We start from the raw sequence: 25,626 nt of genomic DNA, 5'->3' as shown, positions 1-25,626 counted from the left end.
TCATCTCATACGGTTTAATAGGAGTGCAGGTACCCAGACGGGTAATCTATCAATTAGCAATCGTGCAAACTCTTCGGACTCATTTGAGTAGAAATTCCGCTACAGTTCCATTGCCTCATGATTCATTAACGTTCCAGGAATCACCTTTCTCTTTGATGCCATATTGAGAATTAGTCCGCAATACGTCGTTTACCGTACTGAGGTGTGAAGAAGTTGTAACAAAAGAATGCGATTCAGAACCCAAGGGCTAGATTCTGGCTAGATCCCCTACTTGATGCATCAAAACAGGTTGCTCCTAACAAGCAAAGACATCTGTAGCATTCTTAATTTTGAGGATCAGCGATCGCAGGCTTATCCTAGAAATGTTACTTTGTACTAGATTCGACTTCTAAGAGAATTTCATCTGAACTGAACGAAACATTCACAATTCGACCGCCCTTGACAAAAGCTTCGCGGAGTTGCCGATTGATTTGATACTCCAACTGCCGCTTTAGCTTAGGGTCGTTGAACAATTGCTGAACTGATTCACTAGCACTTTGGTTAACGTCTGGCAGCAATGAATTGAGCAGAAAACCAAAGCGCTTAAACGAGAGATTTGCGACGTTGACATTGATCTGGGGCGTACCATAGCTTAGATACTGCAACTTAGAATCATAAGTCAAAGGGAGTTTGATTTGAGCAGTAATTGAGCCAGCATTAATATCCGGCACCGGATCGGTAACAATAATCTCGTCGCCATTCGTTTCAAACGCTAAAGATAGCACAAGCGATCCTTGGTCGATGCTCATCCCAAGATTCTCTGAATTAATGTCATGCACGTAGTAGCTTACCTTAGGCTTCAAGAAGCCTATAGAAATAGATTGCTGTTTTTCGGGAAGCTGCCAGCGCCGTTCACCCAATCCGGGGATTTTTACATAGGAGTTGTCTCGATCAAGCCGAATTTGCACTTTACTGAGAAAACTGCTGGTGAGAAAGCTAAGAGTTTTACTGGAAATTGGATGCTTGCGAGCAATCAAAGTGTTTACTTCTTTGCGATTATTGTTCGGGTTCTGCTCAGGCAGCGGTGGATTTGCTACATCCGGGCGGTAGCCATCGGGAACAGCGCTGGCAGAGAAAATGGCACGCCCTTGAGTCGTTGCGGTCAAAGTAATCGTTTGACCATATTCGATCGCGGGAATGGGTTGTGATGCTAATGTCGTTGCTCCACCGGGCAAGGCAACAAAAGCATCATTGGGACTTGTTAAGACAGTACTGCCGCTAGTTCGCTCAATCACCAACCGTCCGCCGCCCGGATAGGTCTGTCCGGTTCCGGTTGTCCTCCCATTGCGGAGTGTTGCAGTGAGTTGAAAACGATCGCCGCCTAAATCCTGAACATCTAGCTTTTCTAGCACTAAGTCTGCTGCAAGACTAAATCGGTTGGGGTCTAGCTTGACACCCCCTGGAATTTGTTGCACTCCACCTGGAATCTGTTGCCACTGGCTTACTTGTACAGGCGAATTAGACGATTTAGAAGGGCTTGCTTGGGCAGTGTTCGTAAATCCCGTGGCGACAAGAACACTTGCTAGCGGAACCGAAAGAAGAAAGAGTAGACATCGCATCATTTCAAGTTCTCCAATTGATTAGGCTTTCCAGGACGAACGCAGCGATGAGCCGATAGCAAAACGCTGTGAAATCGTTGGCTTGATGACTTGTAGGAGTGAGCGATTGCGTTTATGCAATTCTTGCAGGGAGAAATCAACTGCCGTAACTTCAGTTATGCGCGATCATGGTTGTCGATTCAATACGGAGATCGGCGTATTGAATCATGAAGAAATGGCAACAAAACTCGTGAAGACTGAGAAGACTGCTGTAGTTTAGAAATCTAGAAAGCGCAATGAATGGAAGAAAGAGATGCACCACTTAACGCAGCGCGATCTCCGAGGGATGCTCAGGTTTTGCCAGTCACTTCTAGCACCCTGTCAGTTGGAGGAATTTCCCCAACAGGTGCTATTTCATTTAGCTGAAATTGTTCCGAGTGAAATTTCTGCTTACGCTGAGGTCAACCTGCACATTGGTTCTGTTTCAACCCTAGCGTCATCCTTTGACAACGGTCTTCAATTGGGGCATTCGCAAATTGAAGCAACCGCGCAGCGCCACTTTCATGAAAACCCTTTGGTCACACACTATCTGCAAACCCAGGACGGCGGAGCTTACAAAATTTCGGATTTTTTAAGCGAAAGCGAACTGCATCGGCTATCTGGAATGTACGAACAGTTTCTACAGCCTTTGGGAATGGAAGATCAGTTTGCGATCGCTCTAGCTGTCCCTAACATTACAGCCATTCCAAGACATCTGAAGCAACCTAAATTGATTGTACTTAACTTGCATCGCAGCGATCGCTCTTTTTCCGAGCGAGATCGAACGGTTCTCAATCTGCTGCATCCTCACTTGCTCCAAGCATATCAAAATGCGACTGCCCTCACACAAACTCAGCAAGAGCTGACAGCATTCAGGCAGACGATCGAGCAGCTGGGACTAATTGGGTTAAACGAAGGGGGTCAAGTTCGATGGCTGACTGATCGAGCTTGGTTGCTTCTCAAACAGTATGATCTAACTTCATCGCATCAAAAGGGTCGCCTATCAGATACCTTAGAGCGCTGGATTAAACATCAAATTGCGCTTCGTGCTACAACCAGCGACATACTACAGCCCTGCTTGCCGTTGTACATTGAGCAGTCCGATCGTCGTTTAATCGTTCGGCTTGTTGATCAGACGATCACACCTCCTGACGGATTAGCAAAAAGCGCTTTGCTTGACGAACCATACTTATTAACTGTCGATGAAGAAGCGCTTCTACCGTTTTCCGCTCAATCCTTAGAGGCGCTAGGACTCACGCAGCGAGAAGCTGAAGTGCTGTATTGGCTGATTCAGGATAAGCAGAACTCAGAGATTGCAAGGCTCTTAGGAATTCAGGCGGGAACGCTGAAAAAACACATCGAGCATGTTTATACCAAGCTCGGTGTTCAAACTCGTACGGCTGCAGTCCTCCAAGCTTTGCAGCGTCTTGGCTTACTCCATTAGTGATTGAGAATTCCCAGTTGACTTAGAGCAGCGACAATCGCACCCGCGCGAGTTTGAACACCAAGCTTCTGATAGATATGCTCTAGATGCTTTTGAACTGTTTTTTCGCTACATCCTAGCAATCGCGCAATTTCCCGATTGCTCTGGTCTTTAGCAACCCAAAACAAGACTTCGGCTTCGCGTTTGGTCAAGCCTAGAAGCTCTAGTAACCCTGCTGAAAAGGGTTGTAACCGTTCTTCTTGCAGCAGTAGCAGGTATCTCTCGTTCAGTGGATCAGGAATCAATCGCACAACGAGCCGTTTTTCTGCTCGGTCTAATCGCAGAGGCAAACAGGGCGAAGGAATTTTATCTAACTCAGTTTGCTGACATCGTTGGTGCTGTACCCACCGCAACAAATTTTCGGGTAGATGAGGAGTGGAGCAGGATGAAACTTGGAAATAGTGCCGTAATAATTCCCAGGCTCTATGAGTCATTCGCTCAACTTGTAAATCATTGGTCAAAATAATGGTCCCGCTCTGTTCTAATACTTGGTTTAGCTGCGCTAGTTCCTGCTGAGACTGGGCAAGTGCCCGAGCATTGCGGTAAGCCTGAATCAAATGAGGACGCATCAAGTTGAGAACTAAGTGATCGCGCTCCGTAAAATCTCTTTTTGAGCGGTGGAGTGCAATCACAATATCCTCTTCCCGATGGTTCAACGAAGCCGCATGGCTGCTCCCTGAAGCATTGGGTAGAACAGTCACCATTTGGTCTTCTAGCCCCAGAGGGCGTAAAGTCTTTTGATACAACCCCTCTAAACGCTGAAGTTGGTTCTGATTCAGAAAATCTGACAATGTATGTGCTCCAGCATCACCCGTTTGGAAATAGTACGAACCAAAAGGATGTTCTTCAAAATGACGATTCCCAACTTCAAGAATCCTTTCCGCAGCAGGATCGCCGGATGAGGTCACCCAGAGAAGTTTACGTTTTGAGAAATTTGTGGGAACCCAGCAGGTAAATTCTGATCGAACAAGCTGCGGTAGTGTGCTGATCACCTAAGTTGAAAAAGCCTCAACATCACAGGGAATCATTAGCGCCTGTAGAACATTAAGGATGCTTTTTAGGTCTGCATTTGTCAGCATGGCATCTTCTGGTCGGGGGCTATTTCTAGAAATCTACAACCGCTAGAACTTTCAATCCGAGCAATGTTGCGATTTCTTCACGATCGCATACGGAAAAAGGCGTATTGTAGCTCCAATTTTAATTTGCAATTAATGACTTAGTGCAGCATTGCTCAGTTGAATTACGCTACTTTTGAGAGGTTTTTATGTCTATCTCACTTCGTGTCCGAAAAACAATTTTGCCGCTCATTGTTCGCAGCCTTGTACTTGGTAGTATTTTGCCGTTCATTACAGGGAACGTTGCCTTTGCACTTGCTCAGGCTGAAACTACGTTCTCGTTAGCAAATCGTTTAGGAGTCAGCCTGTTTCAAGCTTCGATCGTTCCTCCCCCCGGTCGAACCTTGAATGGAAAAATTATTGAATACGCTCACCAAGGGCTTGCGGAAGCAAAGTTACACAGTCAGCGGCTCTCCAATTTGGGTCTATCTGTTGGCCCTGATTCTCGTCTTGATGCGCTGATTTCCGAAACCACCCCAACTCATGGCGGCCTATACAACTCAAACTTTGGTGGCTTCTATTCTCGTGTCAATTCAGTCACTCAAGACTATCGTTCTCGTGTTTACCGTTATCCACGCTACGGCGCAGTGTTTGACTTTTCTTTGAATCTTGCGATCGCGGAAGGACAATCTTCCATTCCCGATCCAAACTCCCGCAGATATGCACGTGAAGCCTTATTGAATGCCGCAGCTTGGGCAAGACATAAAGACATTAGCGCCATTATCAATCCATCTCCCCTACTCGAAATTGCTCAAAGAATTTCTTCAGGCGCGAACCACATGGATGTTTACAACGAGATCGTGCGTTGGCGTGAAACTTATCAGGCACAACTTCGAGATACATCACAACTATAAGGTCTAACAAAACCACAGGGGGAATATTGCGTTCAACCTGTGCTGCTTAGGACGGAGCCATCTGATACGTTACAAAGCGGCAATAAGCTTCAGTAGAGTTCAACGACCGGGGAGGCCAGAGAGTGTAAAAGAAATGTCTCTCGCATCAGTCTTACAAGCTCTGCTGGGGGAGGTTGAACTCCTGAAAGATCTGCATGTCCTTATACGGGCAATATCAGCCCGTCTTGGATACAATCACCTGCTTGAAATTAGATGCTTACGGTAACTCACGCTCTCTTGAAGCCTGTTGTTATCAGTAATAATTGGCAAAATCTACTGTTAGGCTTGGACAAGACTAGGTTCAGAAGTAAGAGCTTGATCCCGACTAAATTAGTTCACGCAGGTTAGTGGAGACGATAAACGATGAAAGACAAACTTTCAGGTTCGGTAAGTACAGTGATTTCTTTAGGAGATTGTTTTCCGGTTCAATTCAGGGATACGTGCTTAGGTTCCTTGAGGCTCATCCTCCCTTTGGCGGGTGGTTCACTGCTGATGTTAGGGTTAGCTCCTTTATTTACACCTCCTGCTCAAGCAGAATCACCTTATCGCTTTTACAGAGTCGATGGTCGTCCAGAGGTTTATCTTGTAGACGATCATTACTGGGATATTGATATTGAGCCAAATCCCAAACCTTCACGCAAGCCTCAAACAGTTTGTCATGTTCAAAATCCCTCGCAAATGGAGACGTTTGGCGGATTTGGACAAGTTCAAGTTGTTCGGGATAGAGCATTTATGCGCGGGCGTGTGTATCAGGGAGAATGCAGTTGGCTGAATGGGTTCTACAGACTTGCAAGTCGGGCAGAGATATATCGTCTTAATAATACTCATCTCTGTTGGGTGAGTAGCCCTGAGATGATGGAAACTTATGGCGGATTTGGACAAGTTATAGTCGTTGAGGACTCTTCAGATCTACTAGCAGGACGAAAAAATAGTGGTACCTGCGAATGGCCAAAGTGATGAGACACAGAAGGGCATGCTGCGTCAATACAGATCGAGTTCGCGTCAAGGTAATCCTAGATAAGTAAGGATGGCTGGTGTGGAGACAGTCTCTTTACAAATGATTCAGCAGTCGATTAATTCATCGTGGATTGAAGTGTGGCTCGGCTTGCGATTCGGTGGCTACCGACTAGAACGACGCGGCAGTGATTTTATGCTCGAGACATTTGGGTGCATTTGAGCAAAGCGGATGATAGGGTTCGGGCACGCTTTGCGTGAGCCGTAGGCAACGAAATAGATCTGGATCTCAATCTATTTCGACATCATCCTATGAAATGCGAATATAGCAAAGATCAGGGCTTCTCTGAGCGTAACAGTCCTAAAATCTTTAACTTCTGAAACCCGCTCAGGGTGAGGATTCTGAAAACGACAGAGAAAGCTAATGTGTATCTCTAAGGCGTTCATACAGTGATTGTGACATCTAAATGTGACAATACTGCTCTAGAGCAGCTAGACTTGGAGCGCCACTTCTGGAACACTTTCGTCATACACCAGTTCTAACGTTGGGGTTCACTCAAATCATCGTTTCGATGTTGAACGCTGGCTCAAGTTATGCTTTCAAAATGGCTCAGGTTATGCTTACAGTGACACGATCGCTGAATTTCACTTGGTCTAAGAGATGTAAAACCAGCAAAAGGCTGATGAACCAAGGGCTTTAAGGATTTCGCGCCGCTTTTTTGACTTGCCTTAATCAGGCGTAAGCGCTCTAAAATTTGCTTCCTGTCTGGGTTGCAGCAATTATTGGAATTTAAAGCATCAGCTGACCAATGAGCAGGCAGTGCCAATGTCAGGCTTAAAGCCTTATGCAATCCGTTGTCGATCGCAGGTCGCTTGATACGTGTGATCCAGATCGATCGGCAAACATAATCCACCTTTGAGAAACAGCGGCAGAATCGGTAGATCCGCGCCAATTCTCAGGGTTTCTTGCCAGAACTCCAGGTGAAATGTGTTGTCTGCTTCTGCCACTCGATAGGCGATCGTATACAGACCAGTGTCTAACAGCTCAACTTCTAGCCGCAATCGCTCCATCAATTCGTTATGCAGGTTGGCATTCAGTGTTGTGACGACATCCACCACAATCAATCCAATTCCCTGTTGCAAATACGTTTGGCATTTGGATATAAATGCATCGCGTGCGGCAGGACGGTCTTTGTTTGCAGGACTGACGAGTTCAATTGCCCCGACCAAAGTGGGTCCTGCTTCGATACTAAATACTTGCACTTCCACAACATCAGTGGTGGGTTGAAACGGTAACGTAGCGGTAGGTGCTTCAGGAACCCATCGGCTGATTTCAGGCTGACGAGTCGAATGAACTGGAATTTTTTCACTGAAGGTTGCGACATCGATCTCGATGCCAAACTGGGCGCTTGGTTCCGCAAAATAGCCCTCTGGCAACATTTCGTTCAAGGCTTCAGCCAAGTAGGTAGACCAGGCATTGTGAAAGCTGTGCCAGTGCCGTCTGGTGCTGAGCGGAGGACGAAAGTGATCGAGCAAGCTCATTAGCTGGAGTTGAGAAAAGCGTCTTTCTAAGATAACCCAATTGAACCGTTTCAGACTTCTACCGAACAGTGCCGAATCAGACCGATAGCCACTATTATTTTTTCAGTATCTGAATGCGGTCGCTCTCTAAATTGCCCCTAAAGCTCAATTCGCTATGCCAGAATCTGTTCCTGATCCTATCTTGATTGTTCGTACTGCGCTGGCTCAAGCACCCACACAGGCTCCTCCGCCTGCAACCGATTTAAGGGAATCTCGCATTGAGGAGTTTTTGATGGCGAAGTCGATCGCCCCCAACAGCAAGCGAGCCTATCGTCAGGATTTGAAAGCCTTCACCGATTGGACAAACGCACCCTGGGCGATGGTCAGTCCGCGTCTAGTGGCTCAGTTCAAAGAGCATCTGCTGCGCGAGAAGAGCGGTCAGCGAGTGCTATCTGATGCAAGTGTGCGACGAATCTTAGGCACGCTGAAAAACTTCTTTGGTTGGATGACACGATCACGCTACCTTGAATTTGACCCCACGCTCGAAATCGAGTTACCCAAGCTGCCAGAGCCAGAAGCAAGAAGTCTGCCGGATCAAGCAGTTGAGGAAATTCTGGCAGCCGCCCTCTCAGAAACCACATTGCCAGAACGCAATCTTGCAATTCTGTTGCTCTTGTTGCATGGACTGCGAGCAAGCGAGGTGTGCAATCTCAACCAGGAAGACTACGACGGAACACGATTACGAATTCGCAAAGCAAAAGCCGACAGCAAAGGAACTGTTCCGCTCAATCGAGAAGCAAGAGAAGTAATCGATCGCTATCTCGAATGGTGCAAAGCGCAGGGACAAGCGATGAGTCCTGACAGTCCGATGTTCGTCTCCTATTCGTCGCAAAATGCAGGAGCACGGCTGACGTATGGCGGCATTCGTACCCTTGTAGACAAGTTGCGTGAACGAACAGGAATTAATTTCACGTCGCACCAAGGAAGACATACCTTTGCGACGAATCACGTCTTGATGGGCATGAACCCGCACCACATCATGACGATTATGCGCCAGAAGAATCCGATCAATTTCCGTAGATACACCAAGGCAGCGGAACAAGCAGCAGCAGAGAGCGAGTTTTATAAGTTTGAGAACTGACCAACTGCAAAGATAAAGTGTGATTGTGTTTGGGAGTTGACATCAGGCATCTTTTCAAGTTGTTCTCAGACCGCTGATCGCTTTAAAGTTTTCCAAGTAATAACGACGATCGAGGCTTTCATCCCTCTCATAATCCCTTTGCTTCGCGAGTGAATTCGACCTTGAATGAGAGCGCAAACCTCATGCACTGAGAATGTGCCGTGAGCGTGTCGCTCTGAGCCAACTGAAGTGCAAACCATTTCTTTACAGATGCTTCAGCAGATGATCGATAACTTTTGAGCCAGCCTGAGCATCAGGCGCTCTAAAATTAAGCAAAGCTACTTCGTGCGTTAATCAGAAGATCGACTTAATTTCTTCCTCACCGAATGAATATCTCTGCTGCCCTCTCCACTTGGCAAACGCCACCCGAACCTATTGCTCAGATTCTCGCTACGCCCCAAATCCGATCGTACTAATCTCCCCGACACGACAGTGGCTAGTGGAATTAGAGCAACTAGAATTGTGTTCGATCTCCGAATTAGCTGAGTTGGGAATTGCGATCGTAGGATTTCGGATTGATTCAAAAACGTATAGTCCAGCTCGTCAAAGTTCTTACCGCAGAATGTGGATCAAGTCGCTGACAACGGGAATTCAGCAAGGGGTAGAGTTACCAGAAGATGCTCGAATTAATTACATCACTTGGTCGCCAGATGGACAGAAGATTGCCTTCACGCTGAAGCGATCGGATGGGTTGGAACTTTGGGCAATGGATCTCGCCACTGGAAAACCCTGGCAAGTGACACAGCCAATTTTGAATGCAACGTATGGAACGCCATATTGATGGCAATCGAACGAAGCGTTTTTGTGCAAGGTAGTTCCGGCTGATCGTCTGGAGCCGCCACAGCCTTCAATCGTTCCAACTGCACCCAGAATCGAAGAAAATTTAGGACGAAAGACACCTGCCCGGACTTACACCAATCTGCTCACGAATGCTCATGATGAAGCGTTGTTTGAGTACTATCTCACATCAGCCTTGGAGCGCGTTCACTTGACCGGAGAACGAGAACTGCTGGTTCCTCCGAGTTTTAATTGATGAAGCAAGACCTTCTCCAGATGGGCGATATATTCTCCTGACGACGCTGCATCAGCCGTTTTCTTACCAGGTTCCAGCAACACGATTTCCAAAAAAGATTCAAATCTTCGATGCAGCCGGAAAGATACTGCGAGAGCTGGCAGATTTGCCTTTAGATGATCAGCGATCGATCAAATTCGATGCGGTTCGACCCGGACTTAGAGGTATCAGTTGGCGCAGCGATCGTCCTGCAACACTCTTTTGGCTTAAAGCATTAGACGGCGGAGATCCGACACGCGATGTCTTTCATCGTGATGCTTGGATGACGTTAGAAGCTCCGTTCACAGGAGCGCCGCGAGAGATTTGGCGATCGCAGTATCGGTACCACCGCATTCGATGGGGTCGAGAAGATGTGGCATTGGCTTGGGAGCAGGAGTATGATTCTCGACGCATTCGATTGTGGCGAATTGCTCCGGATCAATCTCAACCCCCAATGCTGCTCGTCGATCGTAGCTTTGAAGATAAATATCAGGATGAGGGCTTGCCGTTGATGACACTCGGCAAATTTGATCGGCAGATCCTACTGTTTACACCAGATCATCAAAGCATCTATCTCAGTGGTCAAGGTGCTTCACCGCAAGGTGTTTATCCATTTCTCGATCGCATGACGCTTTCAACTGGAACTACCAAACGACTTTGGCAATGTCAAGATCCTTATCTCGAAAGTGTTCTAGCGGTGTTAGATGCAGATGCTCAAAGCTTTATCACGCGGCGGCAATCAAAAACAGAGCCACCGAATTATTTTCTCTACCGCGATCGACGGGTTGCGGCGTTAACCGATTATCCTGATCCAGCTCCTCAGTTCGCGGGCGTTCAAAAAGAATTGGTGCAGTATCAGCGATCAGACGGAGTTGATCTTTCAGCCAAGCTCTATCTGCCCGCAGGCTATGATCTTCAGCGCGATGGACCGTTACCGATCGTCTTTTGGGTGTATCCCGCAGAATTCAAAAGTCGGGAAACCGCAGGGCAGATTACCACTTCAGACAACAATTTTAGTTGTCCAAGTCGGGCATCGGTGCTATTCCTGCTAACGCAAGGATACGCCGTGCTAAACGATCCGAAGTTACCGATTATCGGAGAAGGGAATGCTGAGCCGAACGATACTTATGTCGAGCAGTTAATTGCAGGTGCAGAAGCGGCGATCGACTATGTCGTCAGTCGAGGAGTGGCGACCCGCGATTGCATCGGAATTGGGGGACATTCTTACGGTGCGTTTACCACCGCAAATTTACTCGCTCATACACGGCTATTCAAAATGGGAATTGCCCGTAGTGGAGCTTATAACCGTACACTCACACCTTTTGGCTTTCAGGGTGAGCAGCGCAACTTTTGGGAGGCAACTGAAACTTATCAACGTATGGCTCCCTTTACCTATGCCGCGCAAATTGAAGTACCTTTACTCCTGATTCATGGTGAGCACGATAGTAATCCCGGAACTTATCCAATACAAACTGAGCGGCTATTTGAAGCACTGAAGGGACTAGGCGCAACGGTGCGGTGGGTGCAATTGCCGTTTGAGGATCATGGATATCGATCAAAAGAAGGAATCGGACATACGCTTTGGGAGATGGTGCGGTGGTGTAATTTGTATTTGAAAGCGCGAGATTGAGCGAACAAGAAACTTGTTTTGACTTACTTATTAGGTGTAGAAACCTAATCCGAAATCGTCACGAAGAACTGAATGACAAGAATCTCGAGTGCGAATACCGGTATTCGCACTTTACAAGTTCGGAAAAATTTGCAAAGGACTGGATCGAATTTCGCGCTTTGCCAGTATCATCTATTGGAAAGACTTGAGCGGTAACTGTTCTGCTGTAAACCAGAAACCTTCGACAGCAAGAGCAAAAAGACCGCGCTTCAACAGAATTTAAGCATTGCTGTTTTCCAACTAATCCTATGCCTGCCTCAACCACGTCTCGGAAGAAAACAAAAGCTTCAGCCAGTTCACCTGCTACTCAAGCGACAATCACACCACTCTTGGTATCGATCCTCAATCAAAAAGGCGGTGTTGGAAAAACGACAATCGCGGTTAATCTGTCGTATGCTCTCGCACAGCGAGGTATCGAGACTATCTTGATTGATGGTGATCCAAACCGGAGTACCCTCGTTGGAGCAAGATCAATTGCTTATAGCGAAACGGTTCCCTTACGAGTCATGAGCGAAACTGCATCCGTTGGGCAAACGGGCAACTGTCGTCACTTCTTCGTTGATACCAAAGCCAGACCTGAGCCCATTGATCTCGAAGAGATTGTGCAGCGGTCAACTTTAATCTTGATCCCCAGTTCGACCAAGCAAGACGAACTGCGCGTGACTGGATCTACAGTAAAACTCTTAGATTCGGTAGGCAGTAAAAAGCATCGTGTGGTATTAAACCGAGTGCATCCGAACAATCGGGAGGAAACGCTTTCTAGCTTTAAAAAGGGGCTGAGAGCGCAAGGCATTCCGGTGTTTGAATCAGTGATTCGCGATTACGCAATTTATGATGAAGCGTTTGGTCGTGGCGTATCCGTCGGGCAGCTCCGAGGAAAAACCGCAGAAAAAGCATGGACAGATATTCAACAATTGCTAGAGGAGATTCTGAATGGCTAATCGGCTTGCAGCAGCACTGCAAAATATTGGTTCAATGATGCCCACAGCAGACCTCGACAACCTGCCTGCTCCAAAATCTGAATCAAATCGCAGTGAATCCGTTGTCCGACTGCGGGTTTCTGACATCGAAGTGAGTGATCGCGTTCGTCAATCACACGATGAAATTCTGATTCAGTCTTTTGTCAGGACATTTCGCAAATCTGGCTTTCGAGGAGTCCTCTGGGTACGTCCTACTCAGCAGGGACGTTACAAGCTGATTGCGGGAGGAACTCGTTATCTCGCGGCACAGCAAGCCAAGATTGAATGGGTAGATGCCTTAATTTTTGAGGTAGACGAAGGCGAAGCGCTGGATCTTGAACTTGAAGAGAATTTGAAACGACGGGATTTCAATGACTTAGAAACAGTTCATGGCATCCTGCGATCGCTAGAGCTTGAGTTATCTCTTCCCCGTGAACAAATCATCGCCCTATTCAACTGGAATTCTCGTAACCGTCAACCAGATGGAACGCATCGTCCTCCCCGAACTGATAGCGTTCTCGCCTCGATTCCACTCGATCAGCTTGAGATGCACTGGTCGATCGTAGAGCGCAAATTTGAGCGCTTAGGACGCTATAGCCCCGAAGGATTCCGAGCGAATTTTTTGCCCTTATTAAAACTTTCCCCTTCAATTCAAACCGCGATTATACAAGGAAAAATTGAAGGCTCAAAAGCACGATTGTTCTCCCGTATCACCGATGAAAAGACGCGGGATAAGCTGCTCGAACAAGCAATCGCGGGAGAGTGGTCGCGTGAGCAAATCGCCGAAACCGTCAAAGATTGGCGAGAACAGCATGACCCAAAACGAGCAGATCAAGAAGAATTAGAATTTTCGAGCCGCATCAAGTCTGTGTTGCAGCGTCTGTCAAAAACAGCGTTAACAGGACGATCGCGCGCTAAAGCGGAAAGACTGCTGAAGGAGTTAGAGTCACTACTGGAATCTTAGTGGAAATTGATGTGCATCATAGGGGAATTACTGTCTTGAGATGAGCGCTACAATTAGCCCAAAGTTTACTGGAGCTAAGTCCCTGACTGAATCAAAATTTCCTTGGTATGGTGAAGCGTAGGCGGAAGCAAACAGGCACTCAAATTGGCGTGATTTCTGACACGCATGGCTTGCTGCGTCCGGAGGCAGTCGAAGCACTGATAAATTCCGCTCTCATTCTCCATGCGGGAGATATTGGTAAGCCAGAAATCCTGGAAGAACTCGGTACTATTGCTCCGGTGGTTGCGATACGCGGTAATAATGACACTGAAGCATGGGCACAGACTATTCCAGAATCAAAGACAATTGCTATTGATCAAGTTTCAATTCACTTAATCCACATCCTCAAGAATCTCAAGCTAGAACCAAAATTTGAGAACATTCGCGTTGTCATTAGCGGGCACTCGCACAAGCCCAGCGTCGAAGTTCGGGAAGGAGTGCTGTTCATAAATCCAGGAAGCGCAGGACCAAGACGATTTAAGTTGCCAGTCTCTGTCGCCCGTTTAGTCGTTCAGGAGACAACCGTTCACGCGGAAATTATCTATCTGTTGGAAAGTGAGAATACTGGTATTCGCGCTTCTAGTTAAGCAGCATGGTTGTGTTGCAAAAATGGTAGGGTGTGAAGACCCAATTTTCTCTAGCTTTGCTCTCAATGGCGACTGACTCCCTGTTCAAATGGCACCACTTCTTGCCTGAAATCATCTTGCTGAATGTGCGCTGGTACTGTCGTTACTCTTTGAGCTACCGAGATTTAGAGGAGATGATGGCGGAGCGAGGTGTCGCCGTGGATCATTCCACGATTAATCGCGCTCGTTTTGAAATTTGCTCCAGAACTGGATAAACGCATTCGTCCCTTCTTAAATCTAACCAACGATTCAGGGAGGGTGGACGAAACGTACATCGAGATCAAAGCGATTCTCTTCAATAATCTTTTTCCGAAGCTCCACATGCGCCCGACTCGACCCAAACAGCACCCCATCGGGCACAATCACCGCACACCGTCCCCCCATTTCCAGCACCCGCAAAATCAGATGCAGAAACAGCAACTCTGTTTTCTTCACCTTCGAGGGCAGCTTCTCATGAATATCCGACTCGTCCATCTTGCCCTTAAACGGCGGATTCATCAGCACCACATCCAGCGATCGCTCATCGTCAAACCCTTTAGAGAGCGTATCCTTATAAAAAAATCGCGGTCGCTGAATTCCGTGCAGCATCAAATTCATCGAGCCAATTCGCAGCATCGTCATGCCCGAATCATTGTCATAAGCCGTAAATGCTTTTGTCTGCAAAAACTGCCGCTCCTCATCCGACAAGCGATCTCCCACTAAATGCTGATAGCCCTTCTCGTCATACAAAATCTCCGGACTCGTATACTTCTCCAGAATGTACTCATAGGCGTTCACCAAAAAGCCACAAGTCCCTGTCACTGTCGCGACCCGGAAATGGTCTTGACATTTAATACTCACTCTCGCCCGCGCCATAATCTTTAGTACAAAGGCGAATAAAAGCGGATGCGCCTCTTTAGCTTGGTAGAAATCCGAGGCGGCGATGAAACTGAAACGGGTTTCAGCGTGAGAGCGTGGAAGCAAGATTTTTACCAACATAGCGGCTTTTTAGCTTTCCATCTTCGCGCCAGTAGACATACCAGTATGGTCCGTGCAGTTCTCCATTCGCGCCTGCACACTTGCACTTTGCCTTTCCACAGCGCACTTGTTCTAACTGATAGAGCCGATTATCAATCCACTGCACCTCAATCACTTCCCGCCCCTTTCAAGAGGCTGGCGCAATTGTCTCTGTTTGCTCCTCTAACTCCTGAATCACCTTCTCAAATTCACGCTGCAATTTCTTTGCCTGCTTTAATGTAAGCTTGCAGAAAGCTGCGCGAATTTGAGAGAGGGATAGATGCTGCGACATAAATCTTATGTACAAAAAATGCTTCTTATGTACACTCGTTAGGTTCTTATGTAATACAAATTGACGAGTGTACATAAGAAGCATTTGATTATTGTAGAACGATCGCAGTCCCCAATCGCGCCCAGTTTGTTAGCTCTTTTCTTATGTACAGCACAATATCGGCTTGTACATAAGAAATCTAGGATTGCTATAAATCCTTTGTTTCAGCTTTCTTCTGCTTTACAGCCGCAAGATTCAAGGTGAATTTGCTTGACGCATTTAACATAGTTCTAGCTGATTGCTGTTTTAAAGCAGCTAGAACTATTTTGCAGCAGATTACACTGCACCGTTTGATCGCTCACTCCATCTCAAGCTTCATATTCTAAAGTTGCGAATTTCAGCCTAAACGTACAGCTAGAACCTACACGAAGTCTGCTAATGCTCCAGTTTTTCTTGTGTACGAATCGGAATATTGAGGTCATACATAAGACTATTTGAGGCAGCGACTCACTATCGGTCCGCTCTCAGAAGCCGCGATCGCACTCGATATAAATCTACATTTCCCCGTTCTGCTTCAGCCCTCGCAGTTCTGCTTGCAGCATTGCAATCTCATTTTTCAAATCTGCATAGGTCTGAAGATGTTCGTACCCATCTAGTGTCACTGCCTCAAAATCGAGAAACTGTGCCAGCGCCAACTCGACTACCTGGTTCGGGGTCAACCCATTGGCAACTCCGTAGTCGCGAATCGCCGACACGACCTGAGTATCGAGCAGATCCGTCAATTCAACATCCGCAGGAATTGTAAACGATCGCACTGCCACCATAGCTGCCATCTCCGCAAGCGAGTAGACTTTCCGATTAAACTCTGGTCTTAACGTGAAAATGACGAGAGCTTCTATTACTTCTAATAATGGCAGATAATTTCCAGAAATGGAAACGACCGCAATCCGCACATCAGATGCAGCATAGCCTGCAAAAAATAGATCGACAAACACTTCGTGTCGTGCTTTAAAGCGTTTCCGAATGTTCGTACTCTTGCCAACATACAGCACTCGTCCGTCTCGATGCTTGAAGGCGTATAAACCAGGAGTCGCTGGGAGGTTATGCCCGTCTCGGCTCCCTTCATAACATGACTCAAACGCGATGCGATTAAAAGAGTGGCAGACTTGTGAGACTTTTTTCTGCGCGATCGTCAGCGCACCAGAAAGTTTATCAGGCAATGAAGGATGAGTCACTCGAAGTTTTGCAATTGAGGATTGGGAAGCTACTGGTTGACTAGAAGAACTCACTTCTAAGCCATAGTTTCTGAATATTCAAGTGTACTATTTACTATTGTCGCATGGGGAAGCCGCTCAACTGCATTCGATTTTAACGTTTGGTGAACTACCAGACACCGACCGCTAGGCGGTACGGAGCTGGCTTCCCAATTCATCAGCAATTGCCTCTGCGGTCGTAGACTTGCGCCCATACCGCTTTGGTCTTACATTGCCTCCAAGGGCAGAAGCGCTGGTTCCCAACGCCAAAATCCGCAAGCCTTCATTTCTGATATTAATTGCCGCATTCACATCTCTGTCATGATGCACCTTGCAATGCGGACAGAGGAATGAGCGGACTGAGAGATCCATCTTTGGAATCGGTAGCAGCGTTGCATTGCAGAGATGTGAGGACGGGAAGAATCGACTGATTTCGAGGTAGATCTTACCGTCTTGCTCTGCTTTGTACTTCAGCATGGTCTGAAACATCCCCCAACCCGCATCGCTGATAGATTTGGCTAGGTTGTGATTCTTGACCATGTTTTTCACTGCTAGATCTTCCACCACAATCACTTGGTTTTCGTTCACTATCTTGCGGGATAGCTTGTGCAGGAAGTCTTCTCTCACTCTTGAGATTTTGCTATGCACTTTCGCGAGTGCAAGCTTAGCTTTACGCCGTTTATTGGTCGTCTTGTCTCTTTTACGAGCAAGCTTTCTTTGCTTCCGTTTCAGGTTGCACTCATGCTTCTTGAGATGTTTCGGATTGTTGAATTTAGAGCCGTCAGAAGTCACGGCAAAATCAATCAATCCCAAGTCAATCCCAACGGCTTTACCCTCACTGCTTGATTCTTGCTTGGTTGTCCTATCGTCAAACAGCAATGACGCATAGTACCGACCATCCGGCATTTTCGACACGGTAACAGTCTTGAGTTTTCCAACACAATCCCGATGAATCTTTGCTTTCATCGTTCCAAGCTTGCCAGGGAATTTAATCTCAGACTCGCCCAGAATTTTGACATTTGCTGGATACTGAATCGACTGCCGACCATACCGATTTTTAAAGGTGGGATAACCTGTCCGACCATCAAAGAAGTTGCCGAACGCCGTCCCCAAGTTCAAAACAGATTGCTGCAAACATTGGGAATAGCACTCAGAAAGCCACTCATACTCTTTCTTCCAAACGGGAAGCAGCTTCTTCATATCCATTGCTGAAACACCACGTCCTGTCTGTTTGTACGTTTGAGACATGATGGCAAGTGACTGATTCCAAACCCATCTGCAACACCCGAACGCCTGAGCAAGATGAACTTGCTGGGCATCAGTTGGATAGATTCGGACTTTGACCGCTTTCAGCATGAATAATTAGAGTGGATTGATAATCACTCTAATGTAGTTTGAGTACCTGTGTTCGCTTCGTTTTTGGGAGATTGGCGGTTCCTCATCGATGCCAAGTCCTCGTACAGCTACGCTGCACATTGTTCAAAGCATCAACTCGTCAACGCCCTGGCTCTCATCCCGACGCTCCCCTTCGGGAGAGCGCGGGGCTTCCCGCCGAATTAGCTAAAGCGCTGTGATTCTTGTTTTTTCTTTCGATTGCAGCCTCTTAGAGATCATTTAACGACAGCGATCGTAAGGAGATGTATTCATTTGCTTTTAGGGTGCATTGCGCCGTAAATTACGTCAATAGTGAATTATATGCACCCTAAATCGATCGCAAGCTTTCATCTAGCCTTTACTTTTCCTAAATAGAAGGAATGATGGGTATCCCCTGACCGAAACCGCAAATAAGCATAAGGACCACAATTGTTGATCATTTTCAATTCAATACTTCCTCTAGAGCCGCGTGCCCCCGTTTTTAGGACTTTCTCTTCTCGCTTCACGTCCCACTCATCAGGCTCTGCTGTCAAGCGTTGCGCTTCTTCAGTGATCAATACGTCTATGCCTCGCGCAAGTACTTCATTTCTTACAAGCCAAGTGAGTAGCAGTCTTGAAGGATGCTTTCTACGGTAGGGTTATCCTGTTTGCGCCTTTTTCGAGACATATTAAAGTTTTAATTTAGGGTGCGATTAAGAGTGAAATTGTTGCTCCAGCAAGGAGAATGTCCCCTAAAAAACAAATTTGCTCGAACGATTTAGGGTGCATAACTCTGGATATATTGAGAGTTCAAGAAGCTAATGCACCCTAAAAAGAAATCAGTAGATTTCTTTGAAAAGCTCATAATTCCAGCAGAACTCGAATTTGTGTTTGATGTTTTGGCTGGATAACGCGCTCACCTTTAATCCAGCGGGTAATCAGAGAGCGATCGACTCCCAACTCTTTTGCCAATTTTGCTTTAGACCATCCTTTTGCATCTAGTGCGATCGCAAGTTCCGCACCTGTAAGCTCTGGAATTCGTTCTAATAGATTGTCTGAAGCAGTTGGCAAGTCCGCAGTGCGTTGAGAATTGGACGCTCGAACTGAGCCTAACTTCTCCTGAATCAGAACGGTAGGCTTAATAATCACGATCGCTTTGAGCCAAAGCGTTAACCAATTCCGAGGGCGAGTTCGCGTCGGCTCAGACTCATCTGTCAAACTCCATTCTGGGCGAATACACTCAGGGTAAGTCTCATTGTCAAATTCAATCTGCCAGCCTAATTCGTGTAGCGTTAGAAGCGCGTTGTCCCATTGTGCAATCAATGCACTCCGGCGCTGTTTACTCTGCTGAACGACTGTCATCAACTCTTTTGGTTCTAAGCGCTCCAACAGTGTTCCAACTTCGTACCGTCCATCTTGCCGAATCCGGCTCATGATTGTTAGAAAGATTGCCAGCTTAGACGCTAGCCGTTGACGATATGGATTGATTTGTAGTGTACTCTTCGCCAAATACCCATACTGGCAAAGGGCATTCTTTCCACTCAAATCCCTAGAGTTCAGAAACTTCTCCGTCCAACTGCCAGGGCGAACTTTAATATACAGCTCATCTGGATCGCCCGCTTCGTAGCTCAGAGCGCTAGGATTCTTGGCATCGACGGTAAGTGCAAGTTGCCCTGAATATTCCAATTCTTCAAGCAGCCACATCGCGCCCCTAGCTACGTTATATCGATTCGCTCCAACATTGATGTTGTTAATCAACACCGATAAGCTACAAACCAACTCTACCAAGTTGCCAATTTTTTTTAGCTTTTGCCCTAGTGTGATGTCTGTTCGCTTGTCCCATCCAAACAAACGGATCAAGTCTGTTCCTTTTAATCGAATTTGCTGCTCCCAGGGTTTCTCTGAGTCAGTCGCATAGGAAGAGAAAATGAGAAGGACATAGGCTGCTTCTGGTCCAAACTGCTGAATAATTTCCCAGGCTGCTTTGCCTGGCACTAATTCTATCTGTTGGTTCGATGGACTTTGACGCACGATGTTGTGCTGAATGAACCCTTCACCGACCAGTTTCTTCCAGTATGGATATTCCCCGTCTTCCCATTGATTATTAATCAGTGCTTGTGCGCCAGTCAAAATGGGGTAACCTGTGGCAACTCGTTCAATTTCATGGTTCTTGAAGAGTGTGGGATCAGTTATTGAAGTGTCAGGAGATCGAATTCCCAATAGTTTCTCAAGGTCTTCGATCGAGAACGACGACCAATCTAAATGTCTAAGCCATTCGCTAGCAGTATAAAAGGCACAGGCACTAATCACGACTGATTCACGCCAAGCCTCTTCTTCCGGTAGTGCTGAATCAGCTTCTACAGATAAAACGCCCGGAATCGAGCAGTCCACTGGCATTCGTGACTCTACTGCCCATTGCTCAAGTCGAACCGTAATCCAATGCGCTGTTTGCTCCCAAAACGAGGCTTGCTTCAAAACAGATTTGAATAGCTTCTCCAACCGAGTAATGGATTGCTTTTGCAATGCGCCAATTTTTTCGGTTTCATTGTAGAGATTGATAAGTTCTGAGTCGCCTTTTACTTGCGACCGAAGTTGTCGCAATCGGTACTGATTAATCCCCGTTGCAACGTGAACCAAAATCAGGTTTAAGAAGGACTTACCAGAACGCAATTTTTCCGCATACTGATGCACTCGCTCAGATGAAATCATGCTATGAGCATCATTTGTTACATCCTCTATTTCTCCTGAGACGGAACCCTGCGGAATGTCTTTATGAAGCTCTTGTTCTGACACAGATTGCAAAGCAGAACCGTCCTTGTCCGGTCTTGCTGACTTAGATTGAGACGATTTAGTGTTTCTTTGCTTCACTGCGCTCACCAGCATGATTCGATTTGCCAATAGCATTTGAGAACTCGAATCAGTATACCTGTAGAGACCACAGCACAGGATTATGACATTCGCGCTGTCAACAAAACCATCTTGTCAACAACGGTCCTGTCAGTCTACAAATTCTGAGCTAAAGGCAGGACAATGCTTTACTCAACTGAGGCGTTAGAGTTGCCGTTGACAACATTTCTAGAATCACATGACTAACTTTCTAGAATGCGATGACCTGAGGGTGAAGATTATTTTGCCTTAAACCTTGATTTACCTTGAGTGAAGCCAATTACTGTCAACACGCTCGCGCTATAACCAGTCACTTGTTGAACAAATTCTTCATAAAACTTAGCAATTTCAGTTTTGTTGACAATGTTGACTCAAGTTCTAGAATCGCTTGACCAAAGCGCAGAACGATTAGAATATGCAGCCAAATGACGATTTGTTGAAAAAATTAATGGCGTGCTTGACTATGAGCATTTTTCACAGTGTTGACAGTGTTGACTGAAATTCTAGAATCATTTGACCAACGTACTGAAGCTACATCTACTGCAAGTTGTTGCCAATGTTGACAGAAGTTCTAGAATTCAATGACGAACTTGTAATAAGCCATATTTCGCTGCTCTAGGATCATAAGACGTAATTTTTAGCGATCGCAAATGTAGATTCTAGGATCGATTGACCTACCATTTCCCAAACTCAACGGTGGGTTAGGATTGCAGCCAATGTTGACAAACTAAGAAGGGTTGCGCGATCGAGACTGTTGACAAGCCGAAAGCCGAATTCTGCTCGTGTTATACAGATCGGATTCTAGTATCTTCGACCGAGTGTGTTTAGTACATCGCTTTTGGTGACTTCACACTCACTCACTACTGGGCTATGGCAACAAAACATTTCGCGCTTGAAAGCGTGCGTGAGTGGACTGATGAGTTTCTCGCGCTTTTTCCACATCGTTACGATTATATTTGGGCAGAACTTCCTTGTGTTGGCGCAGAAGTCAACTGGCAAACTGAGTCTCGCCATCCTTTAGGAGATCGTCTCATTCGTCAGGGCGGATATCTCTATGGTGTTCGCTTCGGTGCAGAAACACAGTACTGTCTGATTGATATCGATGCTGGCAGCCCATACCATCCGAAACGTGACCCGTTCGCAATTGGTCGAATCGCTGCTGCATTAGAACCGCTTGGGTTAGTCGAATCCATCGTCTGCACATCTAGCTACAGCGGAGGATTACATCTCTATTTTCCATTTCCGCAAGCTCACAGTAGTTGGCAATTAGCGATTGCCGTCGCGACTCTGCTCGAAAACTCTGGCTTCAAGATCGTTCCCGGACAGCTCGAAACCTTTCCGAACCCTAAGCCTTATGTTGCGAACGGAACACCAAGCCTGTTCAATGCTCACCGCCTGCCGCTGCAAGTCGGGTCGTATTTGTTGAACGCGGAATTTCAGCCCATTTGGAGCACACAGCAGACTTTTGTTGAATATTGGCACTTTGCTCAACGCCGGAATTCACTTGACACTCAACTGCTCAAGCGAATTCTCAAGCAAGCAAAACGACGATTGTTTCGAGTCTCTGGTAAAGCGGAGAAGTTTATCAATGATCTGAATGCAGAAATCGAACTCGGTTGGACTGGCTGTGGTCAAACCAATCGCTTGTTGGGGCGCATTACGATGAGAGCGTACATTTTTCATCACGTTCTCTCCGGTGGTCAACCGTTAGTCGGAAGTGCTCTAGTTGAAGAGATTGTTGAAACCGCGAAGTCACTGCCGGGATATGAGGAGTTTTGCCGTCACCAGCATGAAATTGAATATCGAGCCGAAGAATGGGCAAGGTGCATTCAATCAAGTCACTATTTTCATTACGGGGATCAGAAAGGAAAGTTTAAGGCAAAGTCTGAAGAATTAGAAAGCGCAATCGATCAAGCTCCGTCTTGGAACCAACAACAATCAGAATCAGCACGAGATCGGATTAGAAGTGCGATCTCTGATCTCTTAGAAAAAGGAATTCTTCCCAGTCAATCAACACAAAGATTCAAAGCATTACTTCAATATCGAATCGGGGGAGGATCGTTGTATCGTCATCGAGATCTTTGGCATCCTCAATTTCTCATGAGCGATTCTCTAGGTAATCTACAGCAATTAGAGCCAGAGAAAAGCTCTCAGAATATTACAAGCTTATTACAGGGCGAAGGCGGTAATTCTGTTTCTAGCAATGATTCTAGCGATTCTGAACTTCAGGTTTGTGCGACTACAGGCGGTAATTCTTCTGTTAATCAAGGTTCTTGCCCTAACCCGGTAAGTAACAACATTGAGGATTCACTTGAAGCTCAAGCACAGCAAGAAGCGTGTGAAGAAGCAATTCAACTCGCGATCGAGCATCAGCTTCAATCCAGTTTGTCGAGTCAGACAGGAGCTGAGCAAATGCAGCGATATCTTAACTCTGGTGATCCCATTCTGATTGCCGAAGCGATGGCATGGAAACGAGTGGATGAACTGCGAGCGCCTCAAGTGCAATTCTCCCCATTTGTTAGTCAATCGGAGCGCTCATTGTTATTTGCCGAGATCGAATTGCAAACTGCCCGATTAGGCTGGTCGGTTGAGCAAATCGATTGGATGCTCTGGCAGCACTTCAGCGAAACCTGTCTCACGATGCTGAGTGATTTAGAACTGCGACAGTGGCTCAATTGGCTCAGTCACACCGCTTCCACTGAGATGAATCGCAATTAGGAGAACTAAATGCTCACGCTGTCCCAATTTTCCTACGGGTTGGCTTCTGTGCTGATCGACTGCTCAATTACAACCGAAATGTCTTTTTGTTGCGTTGACAATTTACTCTCCTTGTTCAAAAGTGATGGCTAAGCGCCCTGACGTCGATAAACTTCGGACTGCATTCGGACATCTCACTCTGGCGCAGGCAAAACAGCTTTATGCCGAATTAGGTGACATTGTACGATCGCTTGAGCAACAATCAGTGCATTCAGAAGCGGTTACTGCAAAAGGACGCGAAGTGATTGAAACACAGCGGAGCGACGATCCTAACGGTATCGGCGGAGCCGCGCGACTGTATCAGTTGGAGCTAGTTCGGTGTGGGAAAGCAGGATGTAAGTGTGCAGGAATCGATGGAGAGTTACATGGACCGTATTGGTATGCTTACTGGCGCGAGAATGGCAAGCTGAAGAGTCGGTATGTCGGCAAGCGATTTAGACAGATTTAGTGGAGATTCTGATTACTTAATGTGACATGCTCCTACGCTGACTGAGTACAGTACAGCGTAGGCTTCTCATTGACTCCAGCTATTGCTTCGGACGTTAAATGAGCTTTAAGAACGGAATGCCCTACCGCTCTGTGTTTGATGTTTATTGCTGCATTGTGGTCGCGGTCAAGTTCACAACCGCAAGACGAGCACGAATGCCATCGGTCGGACAGTTCTTTTTTGACCTTGTGACCGCAATTTGAGCAGCCTTGACTTGTGCCATTTGGATTCACCGCAATTGCAAGCAATCCGGCTCTTTCAGCCTTGATTGAGAGAATTTGCAGGAATTGACCCCATCCAGCATCGTTTACTGATTTCGCCAATCGAGATTTGGCTAGACCTTTGATATTCAGCTTTTCATGTGCAGCATGCTTTCCTTGAGATAAAAGCTTTTTAGCGGTTTTATAGTGGAAATCTTTGCGCTGATTCGCAACTTTCAGATGAGCCTTACCAACTCGTTTAATCGCTTTCTTGCGACGATTAGAGCCTTTCTTTGTACGAGACAATGAACGCTGCAACCGCTTCAGACGCTTCTCTGCTTTTCGGTAGTGTTGAGGAATTTGGACTTTATCTCCCAAATCATCCACCAGAAACGACTTCAGACCGACATCAATCCCGATAGTATTTTCCAGTGCTGGGGCATCCGACGTGAGAACGGGGACAGATGAATCTTGAAGCGACAGCGTGATGTAATAGCCGTCCACTTTCTTGATGATTGCAGCCGTTTTGACCTTAAAGCCATCGGGTATTGGACGGTGCAAAATCATCTTTAACTTGCCAAGCTTGGGAAGCTGGATGAATCGTGACTCGATATGTTCTGACTTAACCGGATCTGGAAATACAATCGAACGAAATCGCCCTACTCCCTTAAATCTTGGCTTTCCTGATTTCTTGCCGTTGCAATCCCCTTTTAGCCATCGGTCGAACGTCTTTTCTACCCGCGCAATCACGTCTTGCAGCGTATGAGAGGGAATCTCTTTATATTCAGGAAACAGTTTTTTCGAGTTGACTAAATCTCGCTTCTGAGAATAGAAATTGGGGCTATCTTTCAACTCTGGCAGATGGCAGATGAGTGGACACGCATTCACATCGCAGCGATTTTGTTCATACCAGTTGAACCGCTCTGCCAACCGATAGTTATATTGACGACGCGCGAGTTCAAGCCATTGGTCAATCGTGGCTTGCTGTTGTTTCGTCAATCGCAATCGGTACTGATGAGCGGTTCGCATTGGAGAAATAATTGCTGTGATACTATTGTAGTGCATATATCCATACGCTGCAATCATGACCAGTAAAGAAACAATTCAGTTTCGACTACCAAAAAGTGAGAAAGACAAGCTCGATTCTTACTGCCAGAAAACAGGGAGATCCATCACGGATGTCCTACGGGAGTTTATTCGTTCATTGCCTGAGAGATAGTTCGTTTCGTCGTTGCTGATTTCCCTTGCCTCATTGCACTCGGCATCGGTCGAACAGCACTCCTCAACTCACACGCAATCTTCTCACGCCAAATCGGGGATTATGGCGTGAGGCTGCTGCTGATAAAGCTCAAC

19 protein-coding genes and 2 pseudogenes are annotated in these 25,626 nt (G+C 46.5%); 12 read left to right on the top strand and 9 right to left on the bottom strand.

Annotated features, from left to right (window positions below):
* Positions 1-365: 365 nt before the first annotated feature.
* Positions 366-1,601, bottom strand: a complete 1,236-nt coding sequence (locus tag H6F51_10830) for a hypothetical protein (protein ID MBD1822980.1) — start codon at positions 1,599-1,601, stop codon at positions 366-368.
* A gap of 289 nt (positions 1,602-1,890) precedes the next feature.
* On the opposite strand from H6F51_10830, the gene H6F51_10825 reads away from it, so the two are divergent.
* Positions 1,891-3,060, top strand: coding sequence for a helix-turn-helix transcriptional regulator (locus H6F51_10825; GenBank protein ID MBD1822979.1), 1,170 nt, complete (start codon positions 1,891-1,893; stop codon positions 3,058-3,060).
* Here H6F51_10825 and H6F51_10820 read toward each other — a convergent pair.
* Positions 3,057-3,803, bottom strand: a complete 747-nt coding sequence (locus tag H6F51_10820; protein MBD1822978.1) for a helix-turn-helix transcriptional regulator — start codon at positions 3,801-3,803, stop codon at positions 3,057-3,059. The genes H6F51_10825 and H6F51_10820 overlap by 4 nt on opposite strands.
* 560 nt (positions 3,804-4,363) lie before the next feature.
* On the opposite strand from H6F51_10820, the gene H6F51_10815 reads away from it, so the two are divergent.
* Together H6F51_10815 and H6F51_10810 are read left to right on the top strand one after the other, a co-directional pair.
* Complete coding sequence (locus H6F51_10815) at positions 4,364-5,068, top strand: hypothetical protein (protein ID MBD1822977.1); 705 nt, start codon at positions 4,364-4,366, stop codon at positions 5,066-5,068.
* Between the two features lie 402 nt (positions 5,069-5,470).
* On the top strand, positions 5,471-6,064 hold the full coding sequence (locus tag H6F51_10810) for a hypothetical protein (protein MBD1822976.1): 594 nt from the start codon (positions 5,471-5,473) through the stop codon (positions 6,062-6,064).
* Between the two features lie 840 nt (positions 6,065-6,904).
* Here the strand turns inward: H6F51_10810 and H6F51_10805 are convergent.
* The gene (locus tag H6F51_10805) at positions 6,905-7,603 is read right to left on the bottom strand and encodes a DUF4058 family protein (GenBank protein MBD1822975.1); all 699 of its coding nucleotides are present in this window, start codon (positions 7,601-7,603) and stop codon (positions 6,905-6,907) included.
* 154 nt (positions 7,604-7,757) lie between these two features.
* Between H6F51_10805 and H6F51_10800 the strand changes: the two genes are divergently transcribed.
* From H6F51_10800 to H6F51_10775, 6 genes and pseudogenes are all read left to right on the top strand, one after another.
* Positions 7,758-8,723: a tyrosine-type recombinase/integrase gene (locus H6F51_10800; protein MBD1822974.1), complete on the top strand. Its 966-nt coding sequence runs from the start codon at positions 7,758-7,760 to the stop codon at positions 8,721-8,723.
* Between the two features lie 365 nt (positions 8,724-9,088).
* A pseudogene (locus H6F51_10795) lies at positions 9,089-11,443 on the top strand (S9 family peptidase).
* 287 nt (positions 11,444-11,730) lie between these two features.
* On the top strand, positions 11,731-12,423 hold the full coding sequence (locus H6F51_10790) for a ParA family protein (GenBank protein ID MBD1822973.1): 693 nt from the start codon (positions 11,731-11,733) through the stop codon (positions 12,421-12,423).
* The gene (locus H6F51_10785) at positions 12,416-13,405 is read left to right on the top strand and encodes a ParB N-terminal domain-containing protein (protein ID MBD1822972.1); all 990 of its coding nucleotides are present in this window, start codon (positions 12,416-12,418) and stop codon (positions 13,403-13,405) included. The genes H6F51_10790 and H6F51_10785 overlap by 8 nt, the downstream gene beginning before the upstream one ends.
* Positions 13,406-13,512: 107 nt before the next feature.
* Positions 13,513-14,031: a metallophosphoesterase family protein gene (locus H6F51_10780; GenBank protein ID MBD1822971.1), complete on the top strand. Its 519-nt coding sequence runs from the start codon at positions 13,513-13,515 to the stop codon at positions 14,029-14,031.
* A gap of 65 nt (positions 14,032-14,096) precedes the next feature.
* A complete protein-coding gene (locus H6F51_10775) occupies positions 14,097-14,285 on the top strand; it encodes an IS6 family transposase (protein MBD1822970.1) in 189 nt (62 codons plus the stop codon).
* 70 nt (positions 14,286-14,355) lie between these two features.
* On the opposite strand, the pseudogene H6F51_10770 reads toward H6F51_10775, so the two are convergent.
* From H6F51_10770 to H6F51_10750, 5 genes and pseudogenes are all read right to left on the bottom strand, one after another.
* Positions 14,356-14,865 (bottom strand): annotated as a pseudogene (locus H6F51_10770) (N-6 DNA methylase).
* A gap of 145 nt (positions 14,866-15,010) precedes the next feature.
* On the bottom strand, positions 15,011-15,193 hold the full coding sequence (locus H6F51_10765) for a hypothetical protein (protein ID MBD1822969.1): 183 nt from the start codon (positions 15,191-15,193) through the stop codon (positions 15,011-15,013).
* A gap of 698 nt (positions 15,194-15,891) precedes the next feature.
* Complete coding sequence (locus tag H6F51_10760) at positions 15,892-16,572, bottom strand: hypothetical protein (protein ID MBD1822968.1); 681 nt, start codon at positions 16,570-16,572, stop codon at positions 15,892-15,894.
* Between the two features lie 165 nt (positions 16,573-16,737).
* Entirely contained in the window at positions 16,738-17,946 is a 1,209-nt protein-coding gene (gene tnpB, locus H6F51_10755; GenBank protein ID MBD1822967.1) for an IS200/IS605 family element transposase accessory protein TnpB, read from the bottom strand.
* Between the two features lie 858 nt (positions 17,947-18,804).
* Entirely contained in the window at positions 18,805-20,847 is a 2,043-nt protein-coding gene (locus H6F51_10750; protein MBD1822966.1) for a helix-turn-helix transcriptional regulator, read from the bottom strand.
* Positions 20,848-21,729: 882 nt separating this feature from the next.
* On the opposite strand from H6F51_10750, the gene H6F51_10745 reads away from it, so the two are divergent.
* Together H6F51_10745 and H6F51_10740 are read left to right on the top strand one after the other, a co-directional pair.
* Entirely contained in the window at positions 21,730-23,547 is a 1,818-nt protein-coding gene (locus H6F51_10745; GenBank protein ID MBD1822965.1) for a hypothetical protein, read from the top strand.
* 124 nt (positions 23,548-23,671) lie between these two features.
* On the top strand, positions 23,672-24,034 hold the full coding sequence (locus H6F51_10740; protein ID MBD1822964.1) for a hypothetical protein: 363 nt from the start codon (positions 23,672-23,674) through the stop codon (positions 24,032-24,034).
* 32 nt (positions 24,035-24,066) lie between these two features.
* Here H6F51_10740 and H6F51_10735 read toward each other — a convergent pair whose 3' ends face one another.
* Positions 24,067-25,302 carry a transposase gene (locus H6F51_10735; protein MBD1822963.1) on the bottom strand — a complete coding sequence of 412 codons (1,236 nt, stop codon included), beginning with the start codon at positions 25,300-25,302 and terminating at the stop codon, positions 24,067-24,069.
* Positions 25,303-25,357: 55 nt separating this feature from the next.
* Between H6F51_10735 and H6F51_10730 the strand changes: the two genes are divergently transcribed.
* On the top strand, positions 25,358-25,492 hold the full coding sequence (locus H6F51_10730; GenBank protein MBD1822962.1) for a ribbon-helix-helix protein, CopG family: 135 nt from the start codon (positions 25,358-25,360) through the stop codon (positions 25,490-25,492).
* The last annotated feature ends 134 nt before the right edge of the window (positions 25,493-25,626 follow it).

Source organism: Cyanobacteria bacterium FACHB-DQ100 (assembly GCA_014695195.1).
GTDB lineage: Bacteria > Cyanobacteriota > Cyanobacteriia > Leptolyngbyales > Leptolyngbyaceae > Leptolyngbya.
This window is presented reverse-complemented; position numbering and strand designations above follow the sequence as displayed.